14 protein-coding genes and 1 pseudogene are annotated in these 12,477 nt (G+C 24.2%); 14 read left to right on the forward strand and 1 reads right to left on the reverse strand.

Annotated elements, in window-relative coordinates; all coding sequences use genetic code 11:
- Window positions 1-125 precede the first annotated feature (125 nt).
- Window positions 126-437 (reverse strand): hypothetical protein, encoded by a 312-nt coding sequence (locus BGI42_RS07105; RefSeq protein ID WP_069679660.1) that lies wholly within the window; start codon window positions 435-437, stop codon window positions 126-128.
- 323 nt (window positions 438-760) lie between these two features.
- Here BGI42_RS07105 and BGI42_RS07110 point away from each other — a divergent pair, with 323 nt between their 5' ends.
- The 14 genes and pseudogenes from BGI42_RS07110 (at window position 761) to BGI42_RS07180 (ending at window position 12,412) form a co-directional block, all read left to right on the forward strand.
- The gene (locus BGI42_RS07110) at window positions 761-1,405 is read left to right on the forward strand and encodes a hypothetical protein (RefSeq protein WP_069679661.1); all 645 of its coding nucleotides are present in this window, start codon (window positions 761-763) and stop codon (window positions 1,403-1,405) included.
- Window positions 1,406-1,781: 376 nt separating this feature from the next.
- The gene (locus BGI42_RS07115; protein ID WP_069679662.1) at window positions 1,782-2,321 is read left to right on the forward strand and encodes a hypothetical protein; all 540 of its coding nucleotides are present in this window, start codon (window positions 1,782-1,784) and stop codon (window positions 2,319-2,321) included.
- Window positions 2,308-2,706, forward strand: coding sequence for a GntR family transcriptional regulator (locus tag BGI42_RS07120; RefSeq protein WP_069679663.1), 399 nt, complete (start codon window positions 2,308-2,310; stop codon window positions 2,704-2,706). Before BGI42_RS07115 ends, BGI42_RS07120 begins: the two co-directional genes overlap by 14 nt.
- Window positions 2,690-3,586: an ABC transporter ATP-binding protein gene (locus BGI42_RS07125; protein ID WP_069679664.1), complete on the forward strand. Its 897-nt coding sequence runs from the start codon at window positions 2,690-2,692 to the stop codon at window positions 3,584-3,586. The genes BGI42_RS07120 and BGI42_RS07125 overlap by 17 nt, the downstream gene beginning before the upstream one ends.
- Window positions 3,567-4,619: a hypothetical protein gene (locus BGI42_RS07130; RefSeq protein ID WP_069679665.1), complete on the forward strand. Its 1,053-nt coding sequence runs from the start codon at window positions 3,567-3,569 to the stop codon at window positions 4,617-4,619. The genes BGI42_RS07125 and BGI42_RS07130 overlap by 20 nt, the downstream gene beginning before the upstream one ends.
- 306 nt (window positions 4,620-4,925) lie before the next feature.
- Window positions 4,926-5,159, forward strand: coding sequence for a ground-like protein (locus BGI42_RS16385; RefSeq protein WP_084023856.1), 234 nt, complete (start codon window positions 4,926-4,928; stop codon window positions 5,157-5,159).
- 364 nt (window positions 5,160-5,523) lie between these two features.
- Window positions 5,524-6,234: a pseudouridine synthase gene (locus BGI42_RS07140; RefSeq protein ID WP_069679666.1), complete on the forward strand. Its 711-nt coding sequence runs from the start codon at window positions 5,524-5,526 to the stop codon at window positions 6,232-6,234.
- Window positions 6,235-6,522: 288 nt separating this feature from the next.
- A complete protein-coding gene (locus tag BGI42_RS07150; protein ID WP_069679668.1) occupies window positions 6,523-7,428 on the forward strand; it encodes a MurR/RpiR family transcriptional regulator in 906 nt (301 codons plus the stop codon).
- Between the two features lie 195 nt (window positions 7,429-7,623).
- Window positions 7,624-8,927: pseudogene (locus BGI42_RS07155) on the forward strand (CCA tRNA nucleotidyltransferase).
- Between the two features lie 7 nt (window positions 8,928-8,934).
- A complete protein-coding gene (locus BGI42_RS07160) occupies window positions 8,935-9,213 on the forward strand; it encodes a late competence development ComFB family protein (RefSeq protein WP_069679669.1) in 279 nt (92 codons plus the stop codon).
- 52 nt (window positions 9,214-9,265) lie between these two features.
- A complete protein-coding gene (locus BGI42_RS07165; protein ID WP_069679670.1) occupies window positions 9,266-10,228 on the forward strand; it encodes an alpha/beta hydrolase in 963 nt (320 codons plus the stop codon).
- A gap of 173 nt (window positions 10,229-10,401) precedes the next feature.
- On the forward strand, window positions 10,402-11,289 hold the full coding sequence (locus BGI42_RS07170; RefSeq protein WP_069679671.1) for a radical SAM protein: 888 nt from the start codon (window positions 10,402-10,404) through the stop codon (window positions 11,287-11,289).
- Between the two features lie 71 nt (window positions 11,290-11,360).
- Window positions 11,361-11,591, forward strand: coding sequence for a hypothetical protein (locus BGI42_RS07175; protein WP_069679672.1), 231 nt, complete (start codon window positions 11,361-11,363; stop codon window positions 11,589-11,591).
- Between the two features lie 299 nt (window positions 11,592-11,890).
- Entirely contained in the window at window positions 11,891-12,412 is a 522-nt protein-coding gene (locus BGI42_RS07180) for a metal-dependent hydrolase (protein WP_069679673.1), read from the forward strand.
- Window positions 12,413-12,477: the final 65 nt, after the last annotated feature.

Consider the following 12,477-nt stretch of genomic DNA (forward strand, 5'->3'; position numbering starts at 1 on the left):
ATCAGTTTAAGAATACATTACATATAGAAAACAGTTAGGTAAATAAAGGTGTGTATAATAAAATTAATATACACACCTTTTTAAATATTATAAATATATTAGTTTGATTTAAGTAATGAATAGTACTATCTTAATCTATTAGAAATTGTAGATATGGTACTTAGTGGTACATCACTCTTAGATGAAGATGTATTTTTTAAAGCTTTTTGACCTTCGTTAGTTGAATTTAAAGAATCTACTAAAGTATTTTTTAAATTTTCTCTTGGATGAGGATTTTCATATATTGTTTCTGTAACATTTGAAAAATCATCACCTACTATTGTATTTTCTAAATTGTCATTTAAATTACTCATAAAATCCGCATCAGTACTATTTTTATAAACATCTGTTTTTAAAAATGGAATATGACCATCTGTGTTATTATTTTTATTATGCATAAATTTAATCCTCCTTGTACAATCTAGTTGTAACATTTAATAGAAACTATTTGATCTTTTTATGAACATTAGACCTTTTAGTTATTTTAAAATATATCTATCATTAATAGATAATATAAAATTAGTATTTCTAAATAAGTAATATTTAATTCTAAAATAATTTAAATATTAAGTTTAGATTATAATTATATTTATAAAAGCTAATAATAAGAGTATAGTATCTATTTAAAATGAAAATATGATTAATGATTTTTTGTTTATTTGCATTTAAAATATGAATAAATAATAGATTGAGTTAAATTGTTTATATTAGGAGGTGCATTATGGAGGAGTATATTGAAGAGGTACATAATATATTATTTAATAAGATTTTATGGTGTGAGAAATTAGAAGAAGATATGATTAATTTAGCTGAAGAAGAGGGATTAGATGTTGAATCTTTAATTAAAGAAATAAGTGAAAAGTATGAGCCTAAGCTTCCTAATCTTCCATTAGAAGAAATGGTAGATACAAATGATATAAAGGGTTGGTTGCAAGAAAAAGTTACTTCGGCAGAAGGTAGAACAGCGGCATGGATTACAACAATTATAAATATTAGTGAGAGTGCAAAAAGCAAGCTAGAATTTCTTTATGAAAATCAAGGGAAAAAGGTAGCAGAAGAAGTATTAAAGAAAAATACTGAATTAAACACAGCTGTTCAGATATTTAACAGTATATACGAATATATCTTAGATGGAGTATCTAGTGATAAAATAAATGAGATAATTTCATTAACAGATGATAGAATTGAATGGAAAAGAAAAATTTGTGTTCATGAAACAATATGGAATAAAGAAAATGGAGATATTAACTATTTTTATAAATTAAGGAGTAAATGGATAAAAGGATTTATAGATTTAGCAAATAATAAATTTGAGTATGTACAACAAAATAATGGTATACAGATAATAGAAAAAAAGAATATATAATATAGTTACATATTGTATTTTAGATTATTTTATGGAGATATTATTTTTAACTAAAATTAAATAGAAAATGTATAGATTGAAACAGTAAGTATTATAATTAGATTTTTAATAGCATGAGTATTTTAATTACTTATATTGTTAAATTATTATGATTTTTAATATTATTACTGTTTTTTTATTTGAAAATAGTATGGTGATTTTTAGTGGATTTTATTATTGAATTTATATATGCGAAATTTAATATTGCAATGGTAGTTATAAAAAAATTAAGTATTAAGATATTTTTAAGAAATAACTAATGTTTTTATAAACTTTAATTTATTATAATCTAAGTGTACTATATAATATAATACACTTAATACAAGGAGGCAAGTACATGAAAAAATCTAAAATAGTAGTTGCATTAGGTGCTTTCGTAGTTATGACTGCACTGCTTTGCATAGGAACTAATGATAAAATATATAAAAAACAAGTTCATTTTAATACTACAGATGAAATACTAAATCAATTAGAAAATAATAAACTGATAGTATTTAATGAAAAAGGAGATTGGGTAGCAAGTAAGCAATTTAGTGAGTGTCTTTCACTAAGAAAAAGAATTGCAGGATCAGCTATGGATTATGAAACTATTAATAATATAGAAAAGCAAGATATAACTGAAGAAGAAAAAGAAGAAATAAAGAAAGATTATATAAATCAGGCATCAAAATTATCTAATTATAAAATACAAGATAATATTGATGTAGTTAGAATTAAATGTGATACACACTACCTAAGATGGGATCATTCAAATAAACAGAGGATAGATATGGTATTTGTGGATGAAGGGGAAGGAAAAGTAATAGATTATATTTGTATTTGGGATTTAGATGATAATGGAGAAATAAATAAGGAGAATAATAATGATAAAGGTTGATCCAAGGAGCAGCACTCCTATATATGAACAAGTTGAACTTAGAATTAAGGAATTAATTTTAAAGGGAGCTTTAAATGAAGGTGAAAAATTACCATCAGTTAGGGAATTATCATCTATATTAACTATAAATCCTAATACTATAAGTAAAGCTTATAAAGAACTAGAAAGAGAGGGTATTATAGAAACGTTGAGGGGTAAGGGAACTTTTATAACTAAAAATATAAAATCAACTAATGATTCAAAAAAAATAGAGAAAATAAAGGAAGAATTAAAGAATTTAATTTTGGAGGCTAGTTATGCATCAATAGATAAAGAAAGATTCTTAAATATAGTACAAGTGATATTTGATGAATTGGGAGGAAAAGATTGTGATTCAGGTAAATAATTTATCTTTTAAAATAGATGAGAAACAAATATTAAAAGATATTAATTTAAATATAAATGAAGGTAAAATATTTGGAATAATTGGACCTAATGGAGTAGGTAAATCTACTTTACTTAGATGCTTAAATGGAATTTATAAGCCAACTAAGGGAGAAGTTAAGTATAATGAGGAAAATGTTTATGATAATCCAAGAATTAAAGAAAATATTGGTTTTGTAGCAGATGAAAATATTTTCTTTTATAATTTTAAAGTTAAAGAAGTTTTAAAATATTATAAATATGCTTATAAAAATTTTGATATTAATAGATTTAATGAATTAAATGAGATATTTAAATTACCATTAAATAAGTTTGTATTTCAATTTTCAAAGGGAATGAAAATGAGATTATCTTTAGCGTTAGCATTTTCAATAAAAGCAAAATACTTAATTTTAGATGAACCAACATCTGGACTTGATCCTATAGTAAAAAATAAACTTTTAAAAATATTTATTGACGAAGTAGCTAATAATAATTCAACCATTATAATTAGTTCTCATCATCTTGGAGAGTTGGAAAGGATATGTGATGAAGTAGCCATATTAGATGAAGGAAGAGTTACTTATGAAAATTCTATTGAAAATATGAAAAACAAAATAAAAAAGATACAAGTGGCATTTGATAAACCAACATATGAAGAAGATTTAAATTTAGAAGGAATATTTAAGATATCTAAAGTTGGACGAGTATTTACAATTATAACAGAACAATATGACAAAGAATTTATAAAAGCTTTAAACAAGTTTAATCCTTTGTTCATAGAGGAAATAGATTTAAGTTTAGAAGATATCTTTATTTACAAAGTAGATAAGGAGGATAATAATGAAAACATATTTAAATAAGGCATTAATTTATCAATGGTTTAATTCTGCTAAATTTGCCATAATTGCAGGAGTACTTTTTTGGGGAATATATTCTAATTCTATAATTGATAATGTATATATGAATATATTACATGGTGTTTCTATATTTAATTCTAATGAATTTGAAACTGTAGGACTTGAAAAATATTTTATATTAGGGCTAATATTTTTAGTTATTTATATGCTAACTTTTGGAGTTAATAAAAGAAATACGGAAATATTTTTATCTAGTGGTCCATATACAAAGAAACAAATAAAATTTAATGAATTAATTTGTTATATGATCACATTAGGAGTTTTTGTTTTAACATACTTATATATATCTATTACATTTTATATAAGAAACAGGGAAAGTTTTATAATGCTTAATGGATATTCAACTATAATTATGATAGAAATAATAAAAATTATATTACTTGGAATGTTGGGAATAATAATCATGCTTATTATAGAAGCTATGTTTTCCAATAGTATGGTGGGGTTAGTATTTATGATGGTAATACCTATTTCATTTTTATTCTCAGTTTTAGAAAAATTTTTTAGTTATCATCATAGATGGATTAATATGGTTACTTTTGAAGATTATTCTATTGATAAGGAATTAAATGGGTTTAGATCCTGTGGAATTTTTGATGGATATTTACGTGTTAATGAAATTAGAATGAGAAATTTATTTATAGCAAGTCTAATATTAATAGCTATTATATTAGTTTTTTTACTTATATTAAACTATGTTCAAAGAAAAAATTCTTTAGAAAATAATGTGGGATTCTTTGCATCTATATGGAGTAAAAATATAGTAGTAATATATATATCAGTTACATTTGGTATAATCTTAAGCGATTTAGTATTAGGTGGCTACAAAGATAAATTCACAGTGCCATATTATTTATCAAAAAAAATATCTGTGGGGAGTTATTTAACAGGTTTAGGAGTAGACTTAGGTTTATCAGCTGTAGTAGGGATTTTAATATATATTATATTTAAGAAGATATCTAAAAAATTGGCTTAATTTTTTTGAAGTACTGTTATAAAATGCAGTGCTTCTTTTTGGTTATATGAAAAAATTATACAAGTTTTAAAGATTGTAAGGCTGATAAAATCTAGATTTAATTAAATATTAGGTGAAAGTGAAAAGTTGAGAGTTAATGAAAAAATTCCTTAACTCTCAACTATCAATTATCTACTATCAATTAAAAAGCTTGCAGCAGAATAAAATGGGCTTAGTATATCATTATAAAAATTATTTTAAAGAGTAGAACACAAAATTTAAAATTTGAATAATATATACTAAACGAAAGAATAGGAGTTGGTAAACATGTCAAAGAAATCTTGTGACTGTTGTAAATGTAAATGTTGTTGTACACCTTGCTGCAATCCATGTTGTAATCCATGCTGTGATCCGTGTTGCAACCAATGTTGCAATAGTGGCTTCGGAGGAGGCTTTGGAGGAGGCTTTGGAGGCTTCTGGTGGATATGGATAGTATTACTTTTATTTGGCTGCGGAGGCTTTGGAGGCGGATGTGGCGGCTTCGGAAGAGGTTTCTATTAATATTATCTTAGATTAAAACAATAATAGTAATGCATATTACAATGTTGCTTTATTATGTAAATAGAGGCAAAATGCCTCTATTTATATTGTAATCTATTAAAATAATAAACCAGTTTCTTATGTTTATTCCTATTCTTTAGAGGGAAAAGTATTAGGGAACTTTGGTTTATTATTTTATTTTTTAGTTAAATACTAAAAAAATATATTTTTATTATCTAATATAAGATGAAATATTAAAAAATAATATCATTTAATGTTAAAATTATGGTATATTAATTAATACAATATATAATATATAGAGTTATTTATTACATATTTAATATTAATTATAATAAATGTTTATTTTATGGAGTGAGATAGTATTATGGAAGAAAGATTACAAAAATATATGGCAAGTTGCGGAGTTGCATCAAGAAGAAAATGCGAAGAACTTATATTAAGTGGAGAAGTTAAAGTTAATGGTATGATAATAACTGAACTTGGAACTAAAGTAAATCCAATGAAAGATAAAGTTGAATATAAAGGAAATTTAATAACTAAGGAAGAAAAAAAGGTTTATATAATGCTTAATAAACCAGAAGGATACATAACTTCTGCAAAGGATGAAAAAGGACGTAAAACAGTTTTAGATTTAGTTAAAGTTAATGAAAGGATATATCCAATAGGAAGATTAGATTATGATAGTTCTGGACTTATATTATTAACAAATGATGGGGATATATATAATAAAATAATTCATCCAAGAGAAGAATTGAATAAAAAATATATATCAGTAGTTAAAGGTGAAGTATCCAAAAAAGATATAAATAGTTTTAAGAATGGAATTGATATTGGTGGATATGTAACAGCCCCAGCAAATCTTAAGGTTTTAAATTATGAAGGTGGAAAATCTACAATTGAAGTATGCATTCATGAAGGAAAGAATAGGCAGATTAGAAAGATGTGTGCAGCTTTAAATCATGTAGTAATATCTTTAAATAGAGTTTCAATAGGAAATCTTAAATTAAAGTATTTAAAAAAAGGTGAGTGGAGAGAATTAAGTACAGAGGAACTAAATTATATAAGAAACTTATAAGATAGCTAAATTAAATATTTATTTGAGAATTGAGTTAGAAAAGTTGACAGTTAATAAAAAGTTCTATAATAGAATAAAAAAATATATTCTTAGAAAGTTTTTAAGAATTTTAAATAAAAAGCGTAGGGTAAGCTTTTTATTTAATATAAATGAATGTTTAAATTATAAAACTTGCAATTTTAAAGTTTTTATTCTTAATATTTCAATATTTCTTGAATATATAGCTATAAGATGATAGAATTTATATGAATATTATTCAATATTGTGAACGATAGGGTGATAAAAAACATGGATGATATAAATAATGATAATAATGAAAATACTAAAGATTTGATGAGAATTATTCAAATTAAATTTTCAAGGCTTAGTAAGGGTCAAAAACTAATTGCAGAATACATATTAAAAAATTATGACAAAGCTGCATTTATGACAGCTGCGAAACTTGGAACATCTGTTGGAGTATCAGAATCCACAGTTGTACGATTTGCAAATGAATTAGGTTTTTCAGGATATCCTAAGCTTCAAAAAGCATTACAAGAACTTATAAAAAATAAGCTTACAACAGTTCAAAGAATAGAACTTCAAAATGATTATTATAGTGATGGAGATGCATTAAAAGGTGTACTTAAAGCTGATATTGAAAATATAAGAGCAACATTAGAAAAAATAAATCAAAATGTTTTTCAAAATGTTGTCCAAAATATATTTGAAGCAAAGAGAATATATATTATAGGTCTTAGAAGCTCAACTGCACTTGCAGAATTTTTAGGTTTTTACTTAAATGTAATTCTTCAAAATGTAAGAATTGTAAGTTATGGAATTTCTGATATTTTTGAGCAAATGATAAATATAGGAGAAGAGGACTTGGTTATTGGCATAGGCTTTCCAAGGTATGCAGCAAAAACTATAGATGTATTAGCTTTTGCCCAGGATAGAAAAGCAAAAGTAGTTGCAATAACAGATAGTTTATTATCACCTTTAGCATCTAAAGCAGATAATACTTTAATAGCTCAAAGTAATATGGCATCATTTGTGGATTCTTTAGTAGCACCATTATCTGTAATAAATGCTTTAGTTATTGCAGTAGGTATGAGAGAAAAAGATAGTATTTCAACTACATTTGGAAGTTTAGAACAAATATGGAAAGATTACAATGTATATTCTTATAATAATAGAAATGTAGCTGATGATTAATAAATGTTTAAAGAGTCTTAAGGAATTTATTTCTTTAAGACTCTTATTTATGTTTAGATTGGTATAGAATTTTTAAAATTTAAAAGACTGATAAAATCTAGGCTTGATCAATTAAAAAGTGTGGTGTAGAGACTTTTGTTCATATTTTTATGCTTAATGATAATATAGATTATATATAAGGAAGGGATTTTAAACATGAATTTTAGAATTGATATTCCAAAGGATGTTGGAATTATTCTTAATACATTAAATAAGAATGGTTATGAAGCATATATAGTTGGAGGATGCGTTAGAGATAGTATACTTAATTATAATCCTAAAGATTGGGATATAACAACTAAAGCAAAACCAGAAGAAATAATAGATTTATTTGATAAAGTTTTATTGACAGGCATTAAACATGGAACTGTAACAGTTATTTTGAATTCACAAGGGTATGAGATAACTACATATAGAACAGATGGAGAATATGAGGATAATAGACATCCAAAGCAAGTAAATTTTGTATCAAATTTAAAAGAAGATTTAGCTAGAAGAGATTTCACAATTAATGCAATGGCATATAATAAAATAGATGGATTGATAGATTATTTTGAAGGAGTAAATGATTTAAAGAAAAAATAATAAAAACAGTAGGTAACCCAGAAAAAAGATTCTCAGAAGATGCTCTAAGGATGTTAAGGGCTATAAGATTTTCAGCACAATTAGATTTTAACATTTCAAATGATACTTTAAATTCAATAAAAAACTTAAGAAGTAATATAAAAAACATATCAAAAGAGAGAATCAGAGACGAGGTTAATAAAATACTTTTAAGTAATACAAAAGGAGTTGATATTCTAAGAGAAACATGTTTAAGTGAATATATTTTCCCTTTTGTAGTTAAATATTATGGTTTTAAAATTGATGATTCATATTATAATGAGAATTTATATAATCATACAATTAAAGCCGTTGAAAAAGTAGAAAACAAATTATATTTAAAATTAACTATGTTATTTCATAATTTAATTAAGATAAATAATGATGATGTAGATTTAACTATTTTTCAAGTTAAAGAATTTTTACAAGAATTTAAGTATGATAATAATACAGTGAATAAAGTAACAAATTTACTGAAATACATGAATAAACCTTTAGAAACAAAATTAGATGTTAAACAAATACTAAGTTTAATAGGTACTGAATTATTTGAAGATTTATTAAAAGTAAAAGAAGCAGAAATATTATCCCAAAATCCATTATGTAAAGAGAAAAGAGTATATGAATTACAATTAATAAAAGAAAAATTTAAAAACATTATTTTAAACAATGAATGTTTTCATTTAAAGACTTTAAATATAAATGGTAGTGATTTAATAAATTTAGGATTTAAAAAAGGAAAAAATATTGGTAAGATACTTAATGAATTATTGGAATTAGTAATGAATAATCCACAATTAAATGATAAAGAAGAGCTTATAAATATTGTAAAAGAAAAAATAAAAAAGAAGATGTGAGGTTATTATGGATAAAGTAATAAATTATATGGAAATATGGGTAAAGGAATGCATGGAAAAGTTATTATTAAAAAATAATATGTGTAAATGTGATAAATGTAAGAAAGATATTTTTGCACTAGCTCTTAATAATTTAAAACCATATTATGTATCAACAAATAAAGGTGAGGTAATGGCTAAAATAAATGGTATGTATCAGCAATTTGAAACTGATATAGTAATAGAAGTGTCTAAAGCAATAGAAATAGTGAAAAAATATCCAAAGCACTTAGAAGAAAGATTTTAAGAGTATAATATATAAAATCTATATCAATTAAACATTAGGAGAAAAGACAATAATGAAAAATATAATGATACTAATAATATGTATTATATTGCTAATGATTATTATTTCAATTATACTTGCAGGAATATATTTTTATAACTTATCTGTTAATAAAAATGTATCAAAAGAAGCAGTTTTTGATGATAGAAAAAATGCTAGTAGTAAAGGTATAAACCAAAGTGAAACTAGTGGTGAAGATAGCGAAATATATAAAGAATGGATTTCAAAAGAATCTAATTATGAGGATATATATATAAAATCTTTTGACAATTTAAATCTTCATGGTTATAAAATATTAAATAAAATACCTTCTAATAAATGGGTTATTACTGTCCATGGATATACTGGAGAAGGTCTTAGAATGGGAAGTAGAGCAAAAAGATTTTACGATATGGGATATAATATAATAATTCCTAATTTAAGAGGACATGGTAAAAGTGAAGGAAATTATATTGGAATGGGATGGCATGATAGAAAAGATATTCTTGAATGGATTGATTATATAATTAAAGAAAACCAATATAGTGAAATAATTTTATATGGAATTTCAATGGGAGCAAGTACTGTCATGATGACATCAGGAGAACAACTACCTAAAAATGTGAAACTTATAATTGAAGATTGTGGTTATACATCAGTTTGGGATGAATTTTCATATCAATTAAAGTGCATGTACAAATTACCATCATTTCCGTTAATTCATGTTTCTAGTATAATAACAAAAATGCGTGCAGGATATTCGTTTAAAGAAGCTTCTGCTTTAGAACAAGTTAAAAAGTGCAATATACCTATTTTGTTTATACATGGAGATAAAGATAGTTTTGTTCCTTATAATATGTTAGATAAAATCTATAATGCAGCAAGTTGTTCAAAAGAAAAATTAGTAATAAAAGATGCAGGGCACTGTAAAGGTGATAAAGTAAATCCTGAGCTATATTGGGATACTATTAAAAAGTTTATTGAAAAATATACTTAATAAAGGCTGTATCTTAAAATATAGTTTAAAAATAACCTCTACTATTATTATAAATAGGTGTTTAAATTATATAAAATATGGATAAAATGTTTAATAATTATTAAAAACTATCATTTTGGATATGTTTATCTAGTTTAAATAACAAAAATATTATAATTGTAGAGGTGTTTTTTATGAATTACAATAAGATTATTTATAGACCACCTATTGAATCAAATACTTTATTATTACAAGTAACTTTAGGTTGTTCACACAATAGCTGTGCATATTGCAATATGTACAAAAATATAAAATTTCAAAAAGAAAACTTAAAGAAAATAGAAAGAGATTTGAAGGAAGCAAGCAAATTACATAAATATGATTCAAGAATATATTTATTAAATGGAGATCCTTTTATTTTAACAACTAAAGAACTAAAAAGTATAGCCACTCTTATAAACAAATATTTACCTAAATGTAAAACAATAGCTATGTATGCTTCAATAAAAAGTATTAAATCAAAAACATTAGATGAATTAAAAGAATTACACGAATTAGGAATAAATGATTTGTATATTGGTTTAGAAAGTGGAAATGATGAAGTTTTATTAAATATTAATAAAGGAAATAATTCTAAGGAAGCATTAAATGAACTAAAGAAGTTAGATGAGGCAGGAATTGAATATTATTGTATGGTTATGACTGGTATTGCTGGTTTTGGAAAAGGAATTAGAAATGCTATTGATACTGCTGAATTGTTAAGCAAAGTAAATAGTAAAGGGATTTTCCCGTTATCATTGCTTTTAATGCCAGGAACAAAATTATATTCAGATTATTTAATTGGAAAATTTAAAGAGGCAACAGAATTAGAAAGATTATTAGAATTAAAGACCTTAATAAAAAATCTGAATGTTAATGAAAATACATTATTTAGTTCAAAGCATGAAACAAATTTTATTCAAATGTCAGGAAAATTACCAAGAGATAAAAAAGAATTTATAAAAAGATTAGATATAATATTAGAAAATTATGATGAAATGAGATTAAAACTTGAATTTAATAGGAATTCAAGAAGTTTATAATATTCGTACCATTTATATGAAATCTGAATACTATAAGAGTATAAATGATAACTTAAGTAGGAGGATTTTAAATGAATGGTTATCAATTGATAATGAGAGTTCAACAAAAAATGCAAGATCCTGTATTTGCTCAAAGGTTTTATAAAACAGTAGGTGAACTTCAAGGTATACCAGGTCTTCAACAAGAAGTACTTAGAATTGCACAAATACAAGATGAAAGAAAAAGAGAAAAAGCATTAGATAGGTTACCGAATAAAGTAAAAAAAGCAGTTAAGGATTTGTTATCAATGGTAGAAAATTAATAGTTTTTTAGAGTTAGAATTATTTAAGTAAAGTCAAGTTAATAAAGAGTATTTTAATTATTAAATTCTAAATGTTGATTTAAGAAGCATCTAAAACAATTTTTATGTTTGGATGCTTTTTGTTCATTTATAGGAATTTATAAAATTTTTGAAGTTTAAAAGACTGCTAAAATCTAAATTAGATCAAATATTAGTTGAAAATTAAATGCGTATTTATCTGTTTTTTTGGAAATATATCAAATGTGTAGTATAATACCCAATATAGTAATATAAACTAAAGAGAATTCAGGAGAAGAAAAATGAATTATAAAACTCATATGAATGGAGGAATTTTAGGAAGTATCTACCTAACTTCACAAATGTCTAATATTGAATTATTACCAGTAAGTATATTTATCGGTGGATCAATACTGGGTAGTCTTTTACCTGATATTGACCATAAAAGTAGTTATATTGGTAAAAAAGCTAAACCAGTATCTAGAGTTATAAATAAATTGGCGGGACATAGACAGCTTTTCCATTCACCGTTATTATATTTAATATTATATTTAGTTGCTACATATAATATTAAGGATACATATAAACTTACTTTTATAAATGGATTGTTTTTAGGAATAGGTTCTCACTTAGTTTTAGATAGTCTTACTGTTGGAGGGATACCATGGTTTTATCCATTAAGCAAAAAGAAAATATCATTAGGTAAAATAAAAACTAATAGTCAGCTTGAATTTACTTTTTGTGGTATACTAATTTTTGTTAATATAGTAATATTGTTGGATTTATTGAGAATAACATCAATATTTACTTTTACACAACATTAGGTTGACAGGCTATATTTTAAACATAGAAAATCAATAAAGCTGTTTCATAGATTAAATATGATATA

Origin of the sequence: Clostridium taeniosporum (assembly GCF_001735765.2) — a bacterium.
Lineage (GTDB): Bacteria > Bacillota > Clostridia > Clostridiales > Clostridiaceae > Clostridium > Clostridium taeniosporum.